Genomic DNA, 18,801 nt, shown 5'->3' on the forward strand with positions numbered 1-18,801 from the left:
TATCCATCACCCCGGTTAGGCCGGGCACTGGGTCCGTGCTGCACATTCACTGGATGAAGCGGTACAAGCCGATCGACAAATGCGGCCGGCCGATAGTTGGAGGGAGTCCCCATGCGTCTTGAGTCATTCCGAGTCACGAATTTTCGGTCGATCACCGACAGTGGCTCTATCACCGTAGCAAAGCTCACTGCGCTGCTCGGCCGGAACGAGAGCGGTAAGTCGAACCTCCTTCTCGCCCTCCACAGTCTGAATCCTCCTGGTGGATTCAAGCCCCTCGACGGAATTAAGGATTTTCCTCGGCACCGTCGGCTAGAGGAATGCACGGACGCCACTCCAGTACTCGAATCGCGCTGGGCGCTTTCGGATACCGAACGCGGCGCACTCGTGAAAATGCTGCCTCGCGCGCAAGGCGTCACGCACGTCACTGTCAGCCGTGCATACGCGGGCGACCGTATGGTCGAGTTCGAGAACTTGGCGGAGCAGCAGTTCGACGAGACCGAATTGCGCGCCCAGATCCGAAAGGTGGTTCCGGCGGTCAAGGTCGCAGCCGATAAAGTCCCGGACCTCACCAAGAAGACTGCTCTGGAAGTGGCCGCGGACACCTTCGAGACGGCAGTCGCGCCGCAGGATAATCGGCTGCACTGGGCGCAGCAGGCCGTGCCTGCATGCGGAGCGCTGACGAAAGCGCTCGCCGCCGCCGATGCCGATCTGACCGAGAAGCAGGACCAATCTCTGGTCGCGATTGAGTCGCTCGCGAAAGCAATCTCTGGCGACAAGCAGGCCCTGGAATCAGCGCGTGCGTTCGTCATCAAGTGGCTCCCGACCTTGATCTACCTCGACGAGTACCCAGACCTGCACGGCCACCAGAACGTCGCAGAGTTCCTAGACCACAGGAACAAGCGACAGATGACGCCAGCCGATATCAACTTCGAGAAGCTATGCAAAGTCGCCGGGCTTGACCCGGTGAAGTTGCAGGAGCTGCACGCCAAAAACGATGACGCGAGCGCCGAGACGCGAAATCAGTTGGCGAATCGAGCCGGCGCCGTCGTGACGGAGGAGATTCGCCGCCTTTGGAAGGACCGCTCACTCAAAGTTCGGTTTAACCTCGACGCTCATCACTTCGATACTCTGGTTTCCGACCCCAACTCGAAGTACGACGTTGAGGTGAACCTCAACGAGCGAAGCCGAGGGTTCCAGTGGTTCTTCTCCTTTTACGTCACATTCGCGGCGGACACCCAGGGTGGCAACGCGGCAAACGCGATTCTGCTGCTCGACGAACCCGGCCTGTACCTGCACGCCAAGTCGCAGAGCGACTTGCTGCGGCACTTAGACGCAGATTTCGAAAACCAGATCGTCTACACCACGCACTCGCCGTTCATGGTGCCAACGCACAACCTCGACGCCGTGCGCACAGTGAGTATCGGCGAGGACGTAGGTACGACCGTGACGAACGACCCGAGCGGCGATGCCCGGACGCTATTTCCGTTGCAGGCGTCACTCGGTTACAGCCTCTCGCAGAGCCTGTTCATCGGGCCGAGCAATCTTGTCGTCGAGGGCGTGACGGACTACTGGGCGCTCTCGACGATCTCGACTTACCTGCGTGAGCGCGGCAAGACCGGGCTCGATCCTGGCCTGACGCTTACCCCGGCGGGCGGGGCACAGAAAGTGCCTTACATGGTCGCGCTGCTGGTTTCCGAGGAACTGAACGTGCTCGTCCTCCTAGACGATGAGAAGGACGCGCGCGCCACGCGCGATGATTTCGTGAAGAACAAGCTACTGCGGGAGAACAGCGTCACCTACGTGTCGGAAGCATTTACCGCCCCGGCGCCCGGAGAAGCCGACACCGAAGACCTGCTTGACCCGAGTGTCTACGAGGCACTGGTCCAGACCGTCTACGCGAAGGAACTCTCCGGAAAGAAGCTCGTCCTCAATCCGAAGATCCCGCGAGTCGCCAAGCGCGTCGAAGCCGCGCTCAATGACCTCGGCATCGAGTTCCACAAGACCCGCCCAATGCGGCTACTGCTTGATCGCATGGCAACCGCGCCAGACAAGATTCTCACGCCGGATAGCGAGGCGCGCTTCGAGCGGCTGTTCACGGTTATCAACGAACGCTTCAAGAAGCGTGCCGACGCGGGCAAGGAGCCATTTCAGTAAATTGCTGCTCAGTTCGCTACGACGCAATACCTAACATTGCCGGGCCATAACCCTCGGAGAGCTGGGGCATGGATTTCAGAAAGGCACAAGCGATTGAAGATCTGGCTGATCTTCTCTACAACTTCCTTCCTGGCAGCGGAAACAACCGCACGTGCTTTCCTCTTGCTGCCCAGCAAGTCGGCGTTCACGGTTACTGGATCGGCGGCAGCAAACGCCCGGCCGTCGTTCACCTCCTGACGCACACCTTCGAGCAACGCCGCGCCCTGTTCTGCCCTCTGATCCTGGCCGTGGTCCGGCAATCCATGACATGGCGCCGAAACAAGGGAGAGCCGCTGACCCGGGACGAGGTCGATCGCCTCAACGCGATTCTTCCGCGCCTATCATTCAAGATTCCCGAACTCCTCGATAATGACTTCCTTGCCAGCTTGGTGGGTCCCGCCAAGTCGGCCGCGACTCCGCCTGCCACATCGCAACTCCTTACCGATGCGGCCGCAAAGGAGCTGGTTGATCGACTCCTAAAGACTTCGACCCGTCCACCACACGAGCGCGGGTTCGACTTCGAATTGTTCCTGACTGACCTGTTCGCCGCGTACAACCTCGCACCTCGTGGATCGTTCAGGCTACGCGGCGAACAGATTGATGGCAGCTTCCGCCTGCATAACGATGTGTACTTGGTGGAAGCAAAATGGGTCGGTGGGCCCATTGGCGCTAGCGACATGTTGAGCTTCTCCGGAAAGGTGAGCGGCAAAGCCGAGTGGTCGCGAGGGCTGTTCATCTCGGAGTCGGGCTTCACGCTTGATGGCTTAGAGGCGTTCGCTCGAGGGCGGCGTACCAATCTAATCTGCATGGACGGGCTGGACCTCTACGAGGTGGTGCACAAGAGGTTATCGCTCGTGCGAGTACTCGAAGAGAAACTGCGGCGGGCTGCCGAAACCAATCAAGCTTTCGTGCCTTGCCGCGATCTTCACCTCCTCAGATCGTGACGCGTCCGCACTGTCTATCACCGTCTCACTGGAGTGGAGCTCACCTGTGAGGTCAATCTCGAAGGCGCAGTTTGACGCTTATTGCTTTGCCCGACACCCCATGCTGCGGATCTCGTCGAGTGAGATTGCCTGGTTCGAGGCCGCGGACCGTAAGCTGCTTGCGGTCATCATTCAGGACAGGGCCGATCGGGACTACGGATACGTGATTCTCGGCCGAGACGCCAAGAAAATGTTCCGAGCCATCGGTCTATGCAAGGAGTTCGTTCCCACTGTGGATGAGGCTGCTGCGCGCCTGACCGCAGACATCGCAGAATTTGTGGCCGATGGCCAGGAGCTGTACCCGCAGGGTGACGAACGCCGGCTCCCCAATGAAATCCTGGAACCTCAGGTGCCGGAGGACAAGCTGCACCCGTACTTCGTGGTGTTGGCACGCGAGCCCCGATTCGAGGCCGCGCGCAATCTCATCAAGGAAATCGTCTATAGCTACACCGATCCGGACGGGCACTACATCCGCGAATTCCAGACCCAGGGCTTCGACGCCCGCTTGTGGGAGCTGTACCTCTACACCTATTTCCACAGCGCCGGGCTCGAACTGATCCGCGGGCGTCCCTCTCCTGACTTCCACCTTTCGTACTTCGGTGAGGAGTGCTTCGTCGAGGCGGTTACAGTCAATCCGACCCAGAACCCCGCCGCTCAAGTGCGGCCGCCAGAGGACCACGGCGAAGTCATGGCTCTGACCGACGACTACTTGCCGATCAAGTTTGGGAGCGCGCTGTACTCAAAGCTCCAAAAGCGCTATTGGGAGAAGGACCATGTCGCGGGTAAGCCGCTGATCATCGCCATCCACGATTTTCACATGCCGGGCTCGATGACCTGGTCACGCACGGCACTGTCGGAATACCTGTACGGAATCCGGACACGGCTCGAACAGCGCGACGGCAGGGAGGTGGCGGTCAGCGAACCCATCGAGAGGCACGTCTGGCAGAGCAAGGAAATCCCCTCGAACTTTTTTGAGTTGCCCGACGCCGAGAACATCAGCGGCGTGCTGTTCTCCAATGCCGCGACGATCACCAAGTTCAACCGGATGGGCAAGCTGGCGGGTTTGGGATCCAAGGAGGTGGTCATGCTCCGCCACGGGTTTGCCTTCGACCCCGACCCCTCGGCGCTGCGTCCGCTGCGGTTCGTGAAGAACGTCGACGATGCCGACTACGAGGAATCGTGGTCGGACAGCCTGATGCTGTATCACAACCCCAGAGCCAAACACCCGGTGGATCCAGAGTGGTTTGGCGACATTTCGCACATGACCTACGACCTCGAGTCTGGAGAGTTCAGGGGCATCTCGCGGCCCTTCGATGTGCTGGCCTCGACCACCATCACGCTTTCTTCCCATCCCGCACCGGGCGCGCCACCGCCTGACGAGATCGGCGAGTCATAAATACGCACGGCCGGCAGAATGCCCACGGGAGAAGAATTCCAATGAAGAAGCGAGCCATCGTTCTGTTCGGGGCAGGAGCGTCTGTCGAGTACAAGGCGCCCTCTACGATGAAGTTGACCGAAGACATCGAGCGCAGTGTGATGGCCGATGGATGGATGAAGCGCTCGGGTGGTGATGCTGCCTATGCCGTCATCCGGGACAAGCTGAAGGCCTACCTGCGTAATCCGGGAATCGTTCACTTCGAGCACATCTACCACTGCGCCCATGAGCTGCTGTTCAAATCGGCGCCAGGGCACAAGGCGTTCGACGAATTCCGGCCGTTGCTGGTGCCCTTCCTGGACGATAACTCCGGCATCCCGGAAACGGCACTGCGCGAGCTCGCCCGTCACATGGCCAAGGTGATCTACGCCGAGATGTCCGCTGCATGCGGACGGAATGCACTCTCACTGGATCCGCTGCGCGCGTTTTTCGACATGCTGAAAGCGCAGCATGTCCTGCGAATCTACACAACGAACTATGACGACTTTCCGCTCCAGGCCGATCCAGGCCTGTATACGGGTTTCGTGGCAAGCCCAAGCGCAACACCCAAGCCCTTCGAGATCGACACCTTTTGGCAGAGACAGGATGTCGACTCGATATTCCACCTACACGGTTCCGTGCACATGGGATTTCCGCACCCGATTCCGGCAGGGGGTGAGCTTGGAGAGTTGTTCTGGTTCGACGACCGGGCCGAAGCCATCAAGCACTCATCTTTCAACGGTGGCGACGCCCGGCGAATGGACGGCAGTTCGTTCCTGCCTACCGCTGTCATCACCGGCCTAGACAAACTATCGCGCTTGCAGCAACGCCCGCTGTCGCACTTCTACTCTGCGATGGCGACGGACCTAATGGCAGCCGACTTGATCTACGTGATCGGTTCAGGTCTCTCAGATCTCCACCTCAACACTTGGCTGCAGGAGGCGCGCTCTCGGAACCCGCGGCCGCCACTGCTCTTCGTCGACTACTGGAACACTTCCTTCCTGGACGCTGTGGAGTTCGATCACGATCGTAAGGAGATCGAAATGTTCCACGCCCTCAAGATGCAAGTCGGCGGTCACTATGGAGGGACGCGGATCGGAGCTGGCTGGACTCTTTCGGACGATAGAACATGTGCTATTTGGGACAAGGGATTCCAGAGATTTCTGACTGCTCCAACGGACCATGATCAGGTGGTTGCGCTTTGTACCGCGTGATGTGCTGGCCGTCGTCCTCTCCTACCCACGATAAGGGCAGATTGTCGGCGTCCCCCCAAGCCGTTGGCAGCTATGTACGCTCTCTGATTCGCTCTCAGGTACCGCGACGATGAAACTATCTGATGTGGATCGCGACCTTTTGCGGTCCGGCCGCCTCGCTCACTACAGGCGGAATTTTTCTCTCATCCGCCTCGAACATGGTTTTTGGGGGCCGATTCTTGAGGGCCGGGACCCGACACTCTTGCAGGTGAGTGTATTCGTCCACGAATACCTCCACTACCTACATAACTTCTCAACGATCGCGGGGCTCTACGACCTGATAGCACAGATACGGCTTTCGAGCTTCTTTATCAACACCGTGGACAAGGATGGACGCAGTCATGGTTCGCTCGACCTCAGCGAGGAACACCAGTCCGACCTCAGGGAGCTGCTTGCGTGGCAAGTGGCGATGAGGGGTGACGCTATCCCTCGTCCATATGGCCTTTCGCGGGATCGAAACACGATGCACGTGAAGTCCATCAAGCGCAACAATCGCGACTTCATGCTTTACCCAAACGTTGTCCCCGTTGAATCGATTTCGATCGATCTGGAGATGCGCACGAACGATATGACCGAGCCATGCACGATGGCTTTTGGGTCATCGTGCCTAACCGAAGCGATTTCCTGGGAGGTGGAGCGGACCATCCTATCGTCCGATCAATCATTACTTGCGGACGTGGCCCAGGCCGTTCCTCTTGCGCCCTATGACGTCGCCAGGGCCGTCTACACGCATTTGGCGCACGAGGAACCCGAGAGCGAAGTCTTGGTGCGGATCGCCATCCTCGCAATGCTTTCGTCGGCTCCCGGAGCCGAGTTCGTCGACTTCGTCGGTCATTATTGCAGACTCAGGGCGAATCACAGCCGAGATGAGGCCTTGGAAGCTCTCACGAGACCGGTCTTGGCCGTTCTCAAAGATCAGCTACAGCGTCTGCTGGACGATGGGCTGGCGCTTGAGCTGCGAGAACTGAAGTCGCGGGGAATGCTTGGACTTGGCGCATCGTTTTTGGAGGAGACTTGCAGGAAATATCTTCCTTTGCGGACTAAGAACATGTTCTTTGAGCTGGACTTTGTACGTCCTGGCCTCACAGTTTCCCAACTCTTGGAGCAGCTCAAGAGTCACCCCTCCTGTCCCGTGATCGAGCCGTCAATAGAAAACCAGCGTCAGCAACAGTTCTTTTGGAGTGACAGCGGGCCAAGCGATGAAACCATCGATTCCCTGGGTGCATTCCAGGGCTTCATGCAGTTTTCTTCCAGCCACCTTACAAGGACCGCCATCGCGCCCACCCAGGGGGTTCGACAGGACCCCTGCATTTTTGTCGGAGCCTGCGGAGCGCCTCCAGCATCAGAGTTTCCGGAACGTTGTGCGGCCCGGCCATGGGAGAATTTCATGATTGAACGTCCACGGCAATGCTGGTACGGGCATGGAGTCGGCTGCGCGCGCGGGAACGAGCGCGTTCGACGTTGATCTAGGAGTTAAGTCCGGCCTGAACAGCTAAGTTTCCAACCCAGACCTTCGTCCGAGTATCAAGCATCAGGACGCGAAGGTGTTTACCCTCGATAAGAGGCAGGTTATCGTCACCGCAGCCCGTCTTCACTTCCACTATGACAGTTTGAGCCCAGAGTGGGCGTAGTGTGTCTTCAGAGAGCTTCGTCATTGGTTCTCGCCTTTCTCCTTTCTCTAAATGCCTGATTCCGAGCGATGGCCGCCCAGCGGGGTCGCGCGCTGCTAGCCGCCTGTGAAGAGCGAGCTCCGCTATAGACATTTTCGAGTTGGGGATTAGTCAGTAATTTCGCCGTTGCAGGTGACAGCAATCCATCGGTGGTCGTAACGCGCGGGCATTAGCAGATGCGGCGGTTACGCTCCTTGATCCGCGTCAGTGCCAGCCATTCGAGCGTTTCCACAATGAGCACCGATCGGCGTCGGTTCTTCTGAGTTGATTCCGCTCGTGCGAGTTGCGGGCGCCGCCGGAAAAGGAGTTCGCGATGTTGCAGCCCTTGCAGATGACGTTTCGCAACCTTGAGCCCTCGCCCGCCCTCGAAACGCGGATTCGAAAGTTCGCGGAGCGGATCGATCGCTTCTACGGTGCGATCGTCGGCTGCCGCGTCGTCGTCGATCGCCAGAATGGCGGCGCATCGCCGCAAGGGCTTTATCGGGCCAGCGTGGATTTGCGCTTGCCCGGCGCCTCGATCGCCTCGACGCGCAGCCGTGGCGGCCAGCACGCGCATGAAGATCCTTACGTCGCCGTGCGCAATGCCTTCGATGCGATCACGCGTCTGCTCGAAAGCCATGCGCGGCGGCAACGACGACCGGCGTCGAGGCGCATCGCCGCAGCCTGAACCGGCCGTGGCTCCGGGCGCGCGGCGCCACGTGCCCGTGCCGATTGATGCGGGTCAATGAACGCCGGGCTGCGCAAACCGAAACTGCCTCGCATCAAGCCGCGAGGAGAAATGCCATGGCGACCCCCAATAAGTCTTCCCCGGAAAGCGCCCGGCGTATTCTGCTGGCGACCGATCTCGGCTGCCGCAGTGATCGCGCGTTCGATCGCGCCGTGCAGCTCGCGCAACAGTGGGACGCGACGCTGTTCGTGCTCTATGTCGCGCCGCACGCGGATTCCTACGTGGCGCCGTCGTGGCAGCGCGGCGCGACGCTGGCCGAGCTGGTCGAGCGTCAGGTCCGTCTCGATCTCAACGAGCGGCATGTGGATCTGCAAATCCTGGTTGACGTCGGCGAGCCGTACAAGGCGGCGCTGCGCCGCGCGGCCGAGTTCGACTGCCAGCTGATCGTGGTCGGCGTCAGCCGCGACTCGCTGCTCGGGCGTCACCGGCTCGGCGGCACGGTCGAGAAGCTGATGCAGTACGCTGACCGGCCGGTGCTGACCGTCAAGCAGCGCGCACACGGCATCTACACCGGATCGGTGGTCGCCACCGACTTCTCGGACTGTGCGCGGCATGCGATGGAATGCGCGGTCGGGCTGTTCCCGTATACCGACTTCGCGGTGCTGCATACCTACCGCGTGCCGTTCGAAAGCTTCGGACAGCGCGAGGCCAACAGCGCGGCGGCGCACGCCATGGCCGCGCAGGCGCTCGATCGCTTCATCGCCGAGGTGCAGCTGCCCGGCGAGATCCGCAGCGGCGTCAAGGCAATGACCGAATACGGCCATCCGGCCGATGTGCTCAACGGCTATCTGCGCGAGCGTCCGCACGATCTGGTCGTCGTCGGCGCGCGCGGCGACAGCGGCGTGCTCGATCGCCTGATCGGCAGCAATGCGGTGGCGATCACGGCGGACGTCTACAACGACGTGCTGATCGTGCGCGATGGCAGCGAGGCAGCGAACCGCAAGACGGCCGCCTGAACCCGGCGCCCCCCACCATCGGGCCGGCGTCTCCCGCCGCCGCCCTGGCGCCAAATGCCAAGTGCGGGGCGGCGGGCGCTTCCATACTGGGCCGCATTCCGGATCGGAGAGCGGCAGTGGAAAGTGCACTGGTGACGGGCGGCAGCGGCTTTGTCGGGGGCCATCTCGTGGCGCTGCTGCTGGAAGAGGGCTACACGGTCAGGACCACGGTCCGCAGCCTTTCGAACCCCGCCAAGATCGGTCACCTGCTCGATCTGCAGCGCCGCCACGCCGGGCGCCTGAGCTTGTTCGAAGCCGATCTGCTCGCCGAAGGAGCGTTCGACGAGGCGATGGCGGCATGCGACTGGGTCTTTCACGTCGCCTCGCCGTTCCTGATGCCGGAGCAGATCCGCGACGGGCAGAAGGAAGTGGTCGAGCCCGCGCTGCGCGGCACACGCAACGTACTGGGCGCCGTCGATCGGACCCCGTCCGTGCGCCGCGTCGTGCTGACCTCGACGGTCGGCGCGATCTTCGGCGACTACGTCGACGTGCGGCAAATGGAAGGCGGCGTGCTCAGCGAGCAGTACTTCAATACCACGAGCACGGTCGAGAACAACCCGTACCACTATTCGAAAGTGATGGCCGAACAGGAAGCCTGGCGCATCTGCGGCGGGCAGGATCGCTGGTCGATGGTGGCGATCAACCCGGGCCTGATCCTCGGTCCGGCGCTCACCGGCTCGTCGGATTCCGGCAGTCTGTTCCTGCTCGACGAGCTGCTGAAAGGCTACTTCTTCTACGGCGCGCCCGATTTCAGCTTCACCTACGCCGACGTCCGCGACGTCGCGCTGGCGCACCTGCTCGCCGCCCGCGACCCGCAGGCGCACGGGCGCTACATCATCGCCGAGCGCGAGATGATTTCGTTCCTGCAGATGTCACGCATCCTGCGGCGCTGGCATCGTCGGCCGTACCTGCTGCCGCGGCACGGCGTGCCGAACGCGATCGTGCGCCTGATCGGGCCGCTGTTCGGCCTGTCGCAGGACTACATCCGCAAGCATCTGGGCATCCGCTTTGCGGTCGACAATCACCGCAGCGTCGACGAACTCGGCCTGCGCTACCGTCCGATCGACGAGACGCTGAAGGACCACTACGAGGCTTGGTCGCGCACGCGCTGAACCGAGGCGTGCGCTAACCCGCCGGCGCGCCGTCGCGTTCCGTACGCGTGCGCGACGGCCGGCTCGATGCCCGGCTGCGAGAAGTCGCTGCGGATGATTTGCCGCGGCGCTTCGGCGTGCCGGCGGCGCGCATGCGCTGGCGCACCGTCTCGACGTAAGCGTCCAGGGCCTCGGAACCTGCCCCCTTGCCGAGCTGGGCTTCGGTCAGCGCGAGGCCCGGAAAGCGGCCGTGCTCGATCGTCTCGGCCTGCGGCTCGCGCAGCGCTGCCATCTCGGCGAGCGTCTCGGTCGCACCCGAGCCGCGCAGCGTGCAGAAGAACCCGAGCCGCCGCAGCGAACCGGCGTACTGCGTGAGATAGCTGCGGACCGGACTCGACACGTGGCTGGCCCAGACCGGCGAGCCGACCAGCACCATCTTGTACTCGCGCGGATCGTGACGCGGTGCGGCGATCCGCGGTTCGCGCGCGCGCATCACGTCGTAGAGACTGCGCAGGAAGCCGAACGCGCCGGAACGGCCATGCGCTTCGCGGATCTCTTCGAGATCGGCATCGAGCCGCTCGGCAAGCCGCTGCGCGAGCCGGCGCGTGCTGCCGCTGCGCGAGTAATACACCACCAAGGCGTCTTTCATCGCTCAGGCTTCCGTTGCCGCCGCCCGCTTGCGCGGCGCCGGCTTCTTCAGGCCGGCCGCGGCGACCAGCCGGTCGATCTGGCGATGCGCCTGGCGCCGGCCGCCGTCGATCTGGCGAATCAGACTGTCGAACTGCTCGAACGTGGACTTGGCCCTGGCGGCCCCGGTCTTGCCGAGGCAGTTGGCGAGCGCGCGATTGGCCTCGACCAGCTCCCGCAGCGATTTTTCCGTGTGGCGCCAGCTCGTGCGCGTGCGCTGCCAGGCGGCACGGAGTTCCTGGGCGTCGGTCTTCTTCGTCGTCTTGCGGGCGTTCTGCATGGCGCATCCCCTCCTGTCAGGCCATGGCGGCCTTTTCGACGATGGTCCTGCGCCGCGCCGCGGGCATTGACGCAGATCAAGCCCGCCGCTTTCAGTGCGCGGTGTAGCCGCCGTCGATGACCAGCTCGGCGCCGGTGACGAACTTGGATTCGTCGGACGCGAGGTAGACCGCCCCCCAGGCAACGTCGTCCGGCTCGCCGATGTGGCCGAGCGGATGCAGGGCGTCGGCGGCCTGGCGCGCCGCCGCCAGATCGCCGCCGGCGCTGCCGAGATGCGCCTCGACCATCGGCGTCCAGATGAAGCCCGGATGGATGCTGTTGACGCGGATGCGCTCGGACGCGTACTGCATCGCGTCGGTCTTGCTCATCAGGCGCACCGCGCCTTTCGAAGCGTGGTACGGCGGCACGTCCGGCGCGCCGACCAGACCGTAGATCGACGACAGATTGATGATGCTGCCGCCGCCGCTGCGCCGCAGGTGCGGGATCGCATGTTTGGTGCAGAAGAACACGCCCTTGACGTTGATCGCCTGCACGTGGTCCCACTCCGCCTCGCTGATCTGGTCGGTCGGCTTGTTGACGCCGGAGATGCCGGCATTGTTGACGAGCACGTCCAGCCGCCCGTACGCGGCGGCGACGTCGGCGAGCACCGCCGAGACTTCGCTTTCGCGGCTGACGTCGCAATGCCAGTAGCGCGCGCGCAGGCCGCGCGCCGACAGCGCGGCGGCGAGCGCCGTGCCGGCCTCGTCGCGGACATCGAGCACGGCGACGGCCGCGCCCTCGCCGGCCATGCGCTCGGCGATCGCGTGGCCGAGTCCCAGCGCGGCGCCGGTGACGACGGCGACTTTTCCGTGCAGACGGTTCATGGCGGTCTCCTCGATAACGGATGCCGTTTCCACCGTAGTCGTCGCCCGCCTGCCGACCTTGATCTGCGTCAATGTCGCGACGCCGCACCGGTGCACGCTACCCGCTCACCGGGACGCACATCTCTTGCGAGCGGGACGGACCACCGCCAATCGCCACCGCCCGGCAACGAGAGGAGCCAGACGCATGTCCAATGCCGCCGCGCCCCGGGTCGGGAGCTGGTATCGCTCGCCGACGCAGGCGCAGAGCTTTCAGGTCGTCGCCATCGATCAGCACGCGCGGGCCGTCGAGATCCTCTGCTTCGACGGCACGCTCGACGAGTGGCCGCTGTCGCACTGGCCGGCGCTGGACGCCGAGCTGTGTGCGGGGCCGCGCGACTGCCGCGGCGCGTTCGAGCTCGAACGCGGCGACGCGCAGGACGACGCCCCCGACTGGGATCATGCGCACTGGCTCGACGCGCTCGAATCGGCGGAGCGCGCCTGCGCGCCCTCGCTGCCACCTCCCGAATGGCCGGACGAAGGTCCGCTGCGCCCGGCCGCGGTGCGGCGCGGCACCGTTGCGCGACACCCACGCGCTTGACGGCGATCAAGGTCGCCGCGCCGCGCCGCTTTTACCGTCTGCGCACGGGCACTTCGCCCGATTCCTGCCGAAGCCGATCCTGAATGAGCACCCTGCACCTCAACGCCTGCCGCACGACGCCCCGGAACCCCACTCGTGCCGGCGGCGAAAGCCCGGCGGCGACGATCACGATCCAGCTCGGCGGCAACGCCGGCATGCGCACGCTGCAGCACCGCGAACCGCTCATCGAATGGAAGCGCGCGCGGCGGGTCGGCGCGGCCGCCGGCGATGGCGCAGCCGCGGCGCAACCGGCCTGAGCGAGGCACCGGATGGCGGCGCCCGTCGTGCCGCCGTCCGTGAGGCAGAACACGGTCGGCCACGGTGCCGGCGGCGGCGGCCGGCATATGTTCGATGTCGTACGGACATGTGGCTTCGGGCCCTGGAACATCGCCGTCGACGCCTTGTGCGTCCGGCCATCCATTCGGATGTCCGTCGTCCTCATCGACGATGCCATGACCGGTCCGAAGCCTTCGTTCAACGTTTCGCCCCCGCTCGACTGCCGGGTCGACCTGCGCGCGTTTTCTGCCGCGGGCCGCGCCTGGCGCAGTGCCCTCGCGGCGATGCTGCCGCTGCTGGAGATCGCGGTGCTCGGCATCACCGCCTGGATCGCCGCGCTGCTCGTGCGCGAGTTCAATCCCGGCGGTTTCGACGCCGACATCGCCGGGCGCTACGGCCTGCTCGCCAGTTCGATGTCGCTGTTCGCGCCGTTCGTGCTGCACATCCGCAGGCCGGGCAGCGTGCGCGGTCGGGCCCGGGCCCTGCGCGAGCTGGCCGGTCCCTATGTGCTGTTCGGCGCGATCGCCACGCTCGCGCTCGTGCTCAACGGCGATGCCGACGGCGCGCCCGTGCAATGGCTCGGCCTCTGGCTGCTGGCCGGCTTCGCGCTGCTGCTGGTCTTGCGCAGCCTGGTGCTGCGGGCGCCGGCGCGTGAGGCCGTGGCCGTGGTCGGCGCCGGCCCGGCGACCGACCGCCTGGTGCGGCACCTGCAGCGTCGCGACGGCCGCGACGTCGAGCTGATCGGCGTGTTCGACGACCGCTCGACGCGCGGCGGCAACGGCGCGGTCGTCCGCAGCGGCTCGGTCGCCAGCCTGATCGAACTCGGCCGCCACCGTCCGATCGATCTGGTGCTGATCGCGCTGCCGGACCACGCCGAGGGGCGCATCGTCGATCTGCTCAAGCGCCTCAAGTCGCTGGCCGTGTCCGTGGCCATGTGCCCCTGCGGCATCGAACTCGAAATGCCGCGCATGCCGGTCGAATACCTCGGCAACCAGATTCCGGTCACGCTGCTTGCCGAGCGGCCGATCCGCCGCGGCGGCGCGGTCGCCAAGATGCTGGAGGACTACCTGCTCGGCGGCCTGATCACGCTGGCGCTGCTGCCGCTGATGGCGCTGATCGCGCTGGCGATCCGCCTCGACAGCCCCGGCCCGGTGCTGTTCCGGCAGCGCCGCCATGCCTGGAACAACGGCGAGTTCGACGTCTTCAAGTTCCGCTCGATGCGCTGGAGCCCGAGGGCGAGCGGCCAGAATCTGCAGCAGACCGAGCGCGGCGATCCGCGCATCACCCGCGTCGGCCGCTTCCTGCGTCGCAGCAGCCTCGACGAGCTGCCGCAGCTGTTCAACGTTATGCGCGGCGAGATGTCGCTGGTCGGCCCGCGTCCGCACGCGGTCAACATGAAAACCGAGCAGCGGCTGTGCGAGGAGATCATCGAGACCTATGCACATCGCCATCGCGTCAAGCCCGGCCTGACCGGCCTGGCGCAGGTGCGCGGCTACCGCGGCGCGACGCACACGGCGGAGCAATTGCGCCTGCGCATTGAATCCGACCTCGAATACGTGGAGCATTGGTCCATCTGGCTGGACCTGAAGATTCTGGTCATGACGGCATGGACGGTGATCCGTGGCGAAAATGCGTACTAGCGATTTACCGCGCGCCGGCGGCGCCCTGCTCGCACTGGGCAGCCTGCTGCCGCTGGCCGCGGCCGCAGAACTCGAACTGCGGCCGTATGCCGAGGCGCGCGCCTACTACGACTCCAACGTCTACAGCTTCTCGGGACGTGACGAGGCACTGGCGCGCAATGGCGACGATCAGCTCTCGGACCGCGTCATGCGCGGCCTCGCCGGCCTGCAGGCGGACTACGGCTTCAGCCGCCAGTCGCTCGGGCTGACCGCCGAAGGGCGGCGCCTGATCTACGACCACTTCTCGCAGCTCGACCACAACGAGCATCTCGTCGCGCTGGCCTACAAGGGCCGCTACGGCGAGGACGTCAGCAGCCGGCTCTACGCCAGCCAGGAACGGCGCATGGCCTCGTTCGCCGATCGCGACACGACGGCGCTGACCCTGGAGCGCGAGCGTCTCGGCGGCGGCGAACTCGGCTTCGCGCCGGGCGACGACTGGCGCGTCGAGCTCGGCGCGCGCGTGCGCCGCCTGCTCTCGCCGCTGCCGGGCCTGCCCGACTTCACGCTCGCCGAGAACGGCGCCACCGCCGGCCTGCGCTACGTCGACGGCGGCCCGGCCAGCTTCGGCCTGGCGACCGAATACCTGAAAGGCCGCTTCGACGGCACGCCGGATCAGACGCGCTTCGACCAGTACACCGCGCAGCTCGACGCGCGCTATGAGATCAGCGGCCTGACGCGCATGAACGGCCGGCTCGGCTACACGCGCCGCAACGAGCGCAACAGCGCGCGCGCCGACGTCTCGACGGTGACCGGCTCGATCGGCGTGCAGCGCAACCTCAGCGGCGTCACCTCGGTCGAGCTCAACGCCTTCCGCAACGTCGAGAGCTACCTGGTCGGCGCGCAATCGGTGATCGACACCGGGGTGCGCGCCGCCCTCAACTGGCAGCGCTCGCTCGTCACGGTCTCGACCGGCGTGCAGTGGCATCGCAGCGACTTCCAGATCGAGCCGCGCCGCGAGGATCGCATTACCCAGGCCTTTTTCCACGTCAACCTGGCGCCGCGGCGCTGGCTCGACGTGCAACCGTTCGTCGACTACCGCAACCGCAGTTCCAACATCGCGTCCGAGCGCTATCACGGCGTGGTCGCCGGTCTCGGCCTGCGCGTGCAGTTCGGCGGCGCCGAGGTCGCGCGCTGAGGTAGGCGGCACGGCATCGAGCGGGAGCCGCCGAGCGGCGAGGACCCTGGCGGGGCCTCGCCGCTTTATTTTTTCGCGGCCGCCGTCGCGTCTCGCTACGCCGGCTGCCGCGCCAGCGGCACGACGCGCAGCGCCGCAGCGGTTTCGGCCAGGCCTTCGCCGAGCGGCTTCCAGCGCAGGCCGAGCTCGGCGGCGGCGCGGCGGCTGTCGAGACGGATGCGCTGCTGCCAGAGCGCCCGCATCGACGGCGTGATCGCCGGCGGCAGGCCGCCGGTGTCGAGGCCGAGCCGGCGCAGTCCCAGCTCGGCGAGTTTGAGCAGCGGCGCCAGCAGCTGCGTTTCGAGCGACAGGCGCCGCGCCGGGATGCGCGCGACCGGCACGGCGCCGAGGCGGCGCGCGAATTCGACGAAGTACTCGTTCCAGGTCGGCAGGTCGGCGTCCGCGAGCGAGAGGTTGAAGGTCTTGCCGGCGGCGCTGTCGCGGTAGAGCGACTGGCGTATCGCCGCGACGACGTCGTCGACGTGCACGAGGTTGCCGTAGCCATCGCCGTCGGCACCGAGATCGCCGAGCCGGCGCTCGCGCAGCAACTGCGCGATGCGCACGCTCCACTGCACGCTGCCGGGGCCGTACACGCAGCCGGGTCTCAGCAGCACCGTGTTCGGACAATGCCGCAGGATGTCCTCGGCGTCGCACTTGGCGCGGCCGTAGCCGCTCTGCGGTGCGGTGACGCTCCATTCGTCGATCCGGCCGGTGCTTGCGCCGTAGACGGCCATCGAACTCAGATGCACGAGCCGCGGCGCGCGCGCCTGGCGCCGCAGCGCCGTGGCCAGCGCGTCGGCGTTGGCGCGGATGTCGGCGGGCCCGCCGGTCACGCAGTTGACGACGGCGTCGACGCCGCCGACCACCCCGGCCAGCGCGTCGGCATTGCGCGCGTCGAGCGCCAGCGTGCGGACGCCCGCCGCTGCGCGCGGACGGCGCGAGGCGACGATCACCTGCCAGCCGCCGGCGGCGGCGAGCGTGCGCGCGACCTGGCCGCCGATGTAGCCGCTGCCGCCGAGCACCAGGACCCGCGCGCTCATGCCGCCAGCTCGCGCGGCGGCGCCGCCGCGTGTGGCGCGCCGGCGGCCAGCCGCGCCTGCAGGTGCCCGGCCAGGCGCAGGCTCAGCGCGACGATGGTCAGCGTCGGATTGGCCTGGCTGGAGGTCGGGAACACCGCCGCGCCGGCGACGAACAGGTTGTCGACGCCGTGGACCTGCAGGTTGGTGTCGACCACTCCCTCGCGCGGCGAGCGTCCCATGCGCGCCGTGCCGATATGGTGGCCGCCGTAGGCGCCGTAGCGCAGCATCTCGGCCTCGATCGCGTCCGGGTCGTAGTCGTAGCGACCGATGCCGCTGGCGCGCACGTCGGCGGCGAAGGTTGCCAGCGCCCGCGCGACGGTTTCGACGTCCTCGCGGCGATAGCGCCAGTCCAGGTGCAGGCGCCGCATGCCGAGCGCGTCGCGCTCGCTGCCGAGCGTCACGCGGCTGTCCGGATTCGGCAGCTGTTCGGCGTGGAAATCGAGACTGAAGCGCGGTCGTCGCGGCTCGATGATGATCGACGGGAACTTGCGCTCGGCGAGCTTGCGCTGCGTCAGCATCTGCCAGGCGAAGGCGAAGGCCTGCAGCGGATCGCGCACCAGATTGCCCAGGTGCGCGAGCCAGCGGCCGATGCCGTGCGCATCGTCGCCGTGCAGGCGCTTGGCGTACTCGTAGGGAATGAACGGCTTGGCGAGGTAGAGCAGCGACAGCGCGCCGGAACCATGTGCCGGGTCGGTGATCCGCGGATGATGCAGGCGCGCGATGAAGTTGCCGACGCCGAGCCGGCGCTGCGCATCGGCGCGCAGCGCGAAGCGGCGCCGGCAGTAGATGCCGTCGTCGCTGACGTCATAGCCGTAGCGCACGGCGACGCCCGGCTCGAGCGCCAGCGTGCCGGTGGTGCCGGCGAGATGGCACATGTAGTAGCGGCCGACGAGATCGTGCGCGTTGCCGATGCCGGTCCGCTGCACCTCGTCGCTGGCCAGCAGCAGACGGGCGTTCTCCAGACCGCCGGCGGCGAGGATCACGCAGCGCGCGCGCACGCGCAGCGTCTTGCCGCCGAGGCTCGCGGCGCGCACCGCGCTGACGGCGCGGCCGTCGTCTCCGAGTTCCACGCCGGTGACGTTGGCGTGCAGCAGCACGCGCAGGTTCGCGGCGGCGTCGAGCCGCTGGCGATAGCGGCGACCGAAGTCGGTCGGACAGCTGAAGCGTTCCAGGGTATCGGTCGAGAACGATGCGCTGTCGAAGCCGGCGAGCAGCGGCGGCAGGCCGCGCGGAAACGCCGACGCCGCGTCGAACGCGCACTCGCCCGCCTCGCACAGCTGCGTGGCGCGCGCGTAGTACGGCTGCAGCGTCTCGTGGCCGATCGGCCAGCCGCTGTGCGGCACGTAGTCGCGCACCTCGAAGTCGATCGGATCGAACGGCACGCAGCGGCCGCCCCAGGTCGTCGTCGAACCGCCGTAGCGGCGCTCGCGATAGCGATCGAGCGGCGGATGCAGGCGCGTGTCGGCGACCTCGCCGGCGTACAGCGCCTGGGTTTCGGGCTCGTGGCGGGCGCCGCCGGCCTCGATGACGATCACCTCGTGCCGCCCGTCCGCGAACGGCAGCGCCAGCGCGATGCCGGCGGCGCCGCTGCCGACGATGCAGACGTCGGCTTGCAGCTCGGTGCCGGCCGGCAGTTCCAGGGCATCGATGATCATGAGTGGCAATCGCGCAGGCATCGCGACGGGAATGTCGCACGGTCTTTTTATGGCGCCGCACCCCGCCCGTCTGTGCGACGTCGAACACGTGTGCTGCATCGCGCTTGCGTTCGCTAGCGAACAGTCGCGCCGCGCGGTCGTGCATAGCCTCGCACCGAAATGAGCAT

General features: G+C 65.6%; 17 protein-coding genes. 12 read left to right on the forward strand and 5 right to left on the reverse strand.

The annotated features are described in order from the left end of the window. Positions 1-111 precede the first annotated feature (111 nt). The 8 genes from K343_RS0101645 to K343_RS0101680 all read left to right on the forward strand — a co-directional run bounded on the left by K343_RS0101645 (position 112) and on the right by K343_RS0101680 (position 10,347). Positions 112-2,154 carry an ATP-dependent nuclease gene (locus K343_RS0101645; RefSeq protein ID WP_028006589.1) on the forward strand — a complete coding sequence of 681 codons (2,043 nt, stop codon included), beginning with the start codon at positions 112-114 and terminating at the stop codon, positions 2,152-2,154. A gap of 68 nt (positions 2,155-2,222) precedes the next feature. Further along, positions 2,223-3,137 carry a restriction endonuclease gene (locus tag K343_RS0101650; RefSeq protein WP_028006590.1) on the forward strand — a complete coding sequence of 305 codons (915 nt, stop codon included), beginning with the start codon at positions 2,223-2,225 and terminating at the stop codon, positions 3,135-3,137. A 100-nt stretch (positions 3,138-3,237) separates the two neighbouring features. Then, a complete protein-coding gene (locus tag K343_RS20420; protein WP_051277825.1) occupies positions 3,238-4,572 on the forward strand; it encodes a hypothetical protein in 1,335 nt (444 codons plus the stop codon). Positions 4,573-4,613: 41 nt separating this feature from the next. Continuing rightward, complete coding sequence (locus K343_RS0101660; protein WP_043111839.1) at positions 4,614-5,804, forward strand: SIR2 family protein; 1,191 nt, start codon at positions 4,614-4,616, stop codon at positions 5,802-5,804. A 109-nt stretch (positions 5,805-5,913) separates the two neighbouring features. After that, positions 5,914-7,308 carry a hypothetical protein gene (locus K343_RS0101665; protein WP_154662415.1) on the forward strand — a complete coding sequence of 465 codons (1,395 nt, stop codon included), beginning with the start codon at positions 5,914-5,916 and terminating at the stop codon, positions 7,306-7,308. Positions 7,309-7,826: 518 nt separating this feature from the next. Further along, positions 7,827-8,180 (forward strand): HPF/RaiA family ribosome-associated protein, encoded by a 354-nt coding sequence (locus tag K343_RS20425; protein ID WP_043111971.1) that lies wholly within the window; start codon positions 7,827-7,829, stop codon positions 8,178-8,180. A gap of 116 nt (positions 8,181-8,296) precedes the next feature. Beyond that, positions 8,297-9,196, forward strand: a complete 900-nt coding sequence (locus tag K343_RS20430; protein WP_051277827.1) for a universal stress protein — start codon at positions 8,297-8,299, stop codon at positions 9,194-9,196. Between the two features lie 116 nt (positions 9,197-9,312). Next, entirely contained in the window at positions 9,313-10,347 is a 1,035-nt protein-coding gene (locus K343_RS0101680; RefSeq protein ID WP_028006593.1) for an NAD-dependent epimerase/dehydratase family protein, read from the forward strand. 13 nt (positions 10,348-10,360) lie between these two features. Here K343_RS0101680 and K343_RS23095 read toward each other — a convergent pair whose 3' ends face one another. The 3 genes from K343_RS23095 to K343_RS0101695 form a co-directional block, all read right to left on the reverse strand. Further along, the gene (locus K343_RS23095; protein ID WP_051277828.1) at positions 10,361-10,975 is read right to left on the reverse strand and encodes a flavodoxin family protein; all 615 of its coding nucleotides are present in this window, start codon (positions 10,973-10,975) and stop codon (positions 10,361-10,363) included. A 3-nt stretch (positions 10,976-10,978) separates the two neighbouring features. Next, the gene (locus K343_RS0101690) at positions 10,979-11,293 is read right to left on the reverse strand and encodes a hypothetical protein (protein WP_028006594.1); all 315 of its coding nucleotides are present in this window, start codon (positions 11,291-11,293) and stop codon (positions 10,979-10,981) included. Positions 11,294-11,384: 91 nt separating this feature from the next. Next, positions 11,385-12,155: an SDR family NAD(P)-dependent oxidoreductase gene (locus K343_RS0101695; protein ID WP_028006595.1), complete on the reverse strand. Its 771-nt coding sequence runs from the start codon at positions 12,153-12,155 to the stop codon at positions 11,385-11,387. A 184-nt stretch (positions 12,156-12,339) separates the two neighbouring features. On the opposite strand from K343_RS0101695, the gene K343_RS23100 reads away from it, so the two are divergent. From K343_RS23100 to K343_RS0101715, 4 genes are all read left to right on the forward strand, one after another. Continuing rightward, the gene (locus K343_RS23100; RefSeq protein WP_051277829.1) at positions 12,340-12,732 is read left to right on the forward strand and encodes a DUF6763 family protein; all 393 of its coding nucleotides are present in this window, start codon (positions 12,340-12,342) and stop codon (positions 12,730-12,732) included. An 83-nt stretch (positions 12,733-12,815) separates the two neighbouring features. Beyond that, on the forward strand, positions 12,816-13,028 hold the full coding sequence (locus K343_RS0101705; RefSeq protein ID WP_028006596.1) for a hypothetical protein: 213 nt from the start codon (positions 12,816-12,818) through the stop codon (positions 13,026-13,028). A gap of 168 nt (positions 13,029-13,196) precedes the next feature. Next, positions 13,197-14,687, forward strand: coding sequence for an exopolysaccharide biosynthesis polyprenyl glycosylphosphotransferase (locus K343_RS20445; RefSeq protein ID WP_051277830.1), 1,491 nt, complete (start codon positions 13,197-13,199; stop codon positions 14,685-14,687). After that, positions 14,677-15,861, forward strand: coding sequence for an outer membrane beta-barrel protein (locus K343_RS0101715; protein WP_154662416.1), 1,185 nt, complete (start codon positions 14,677-14,679; stop codon positions 15,859-15,861). The genes K343_RS20445 and K343_RS0101715 overlap by 11 nt, the downstream gene beginning before the upstream one ends. A 95-nt stretch (positions 15,862-15,956) precedes the next feature. Here K343_RS0101715 and K343_RS20450 read toward each other — a convergent pair whose 3' ends face one another. Together K343_RS20450 and K343_RS0101725 are read right to left on the reverse strand one after the other, a co-directional pair. After that, entirely contained in the window at positions 15,957-16,940 is a 984-nt protein-coding gene (locus tag K343_RS20450) for an NAD-dependent epimerase/dehydratase family protein (protein WP_043111841.1), read from the reverse strand. Beyond that, positions 16,937-18,634 (reverse strand): FAD-dependent oxidoreductase, encoded by a 1,698-nt coding sequence (locus tag K343_RS0101725; protein WP_028006598.1) that lies wholly within the window; start codon positions 18,632-18,634, stop codon positions 16,937-16,939. The genes K343_RS20450 and K343_RS0101725 overlap by 4 nt, the downstream gene beginning before the upstream one ends. Positions 18,635-18,801 lie beyond the last annotated feature (167 nt).

Origin of the sequence: Solimonas flava DSM 18980, assembly GCF_000426685.1 — a bacterium.
Lineage (GTDB): Bacteria > Pseudomonadota > Gammaproteobacteria > Nevskiales > Nevskiaceae > Solimonas > Solimonas flava.

Bases quoted from the DNA above. Each gene is read 5' to 3' on its own strand.
- K343_RS0101695 (WP_028006595.1), bottom strand. From the start codon at position 12,155: ATGAACCGTCTGCACGGAAAAGTCGCCGTCGTCACCGGCGCCGCGCTG.
- K343_RS0101645 (WP_028006589.1), top strand. From the start codon at position 112: ATGCGTCTTGAGTCATTCCGAGTCACGAATTTTCGGTCGATCACCGAC.
- K343_RS0101665 (WP_154662415.1), top strand. From the start codon at position 5,914: ATGAAACTATCTGATGTGGATCGCGACCTTTTGCGGTCCGGCCGCCTC.
- K343_RS20445 (WP_051277830.1), top strand. From the start codon at position 13,197: ATGTCCGTCGTCCTCATCGACGATGCCATGACCGGTCCGAAGCCTTCG.
- K343_RS23095 (WP_051277828.1), bottom strand. From the start codon at position 10,975: ATGAAAGACGCCTTGGTGGTGTATTACTCGCGCAGCGGCAGCACGCGC.
- K343_RS23100 (WP_051277829.1), top strand. From the start codon at position 12,340: ATGTCCAATGCCGCCGCGCCCCGGGTCGGGAGCTGGTATCGCTCGCCG.
- K343_RS0101705 (WP_028006596.1), top strand. From the start codon at position 12,816: ATGAGCACCCTGCACCTCAACGCCTGCCGCACGACGCCCCGGAACCCC.
- K343_RS0101690 (WP_028006594.1), bottom strand. From the start codon at position 11,293: ATGCAGAACGCCCGCAAGACGACGAAGAAGACCGACGCCCAGGAACTC.
- K343_RS20420 (WP_051277825.1), top strand. From the start codon at position 3,238: ATGCTGCGGATCTCGTCGAGTGAGATTGCCTGGTTCGAGGCCGCGGAC.
- K343_RS20430 (WP_051277827.1), top strand. From the start codon at position 8,297: ATGGCGACCCCCAATAAGTCTTCCCCGGAAAGCGCCCGGCGTATTCTG.
- K343_RS0101715 (WP_154662416.1), top strand. From the start codon at position 14,677: ATGCGTACTAGCGATTTACCGCGCGCCGGCGGCGCCCTGCTCGCACTG.
- K343_RS20450 (WP_043111841.1), bottom strand. From the start codon at position 16,940: ATGAGCGCGCGGGTCCTGGTGCTCGGCGGCAGCGGCTACATCGGCGGC.
- K343_RS0101650 (WP_028006590.1), top strand. From the start codon at position 2,223: ATGGATTTCAGAAAGGCACAAGCGATTGAAGATCTGGCTGATCTTCTC.
- K343_RS0101725 (WP_028006598.1), bottom strand. From the start codon at position 18,634: ATGATCATCGATGCCCTGGAACTGCCGGCCGGCACCGAGCTGCAAGCC.
- K343_RS0101660 (WP_043111839.1), top strand. From the start codon at position 4,614: ATGAAGAAGCGAGCCATCGTTCTGTTCGGGGCAGGAGCGTCTGTCGAG.
- K343_RS20425 (WP_043111971.1), top strand. From the start codon at position 7,827: ATGTTGCAGCCCTTGCAGATGACGTTTCGCAACCTTGAGCCCTCGCCC.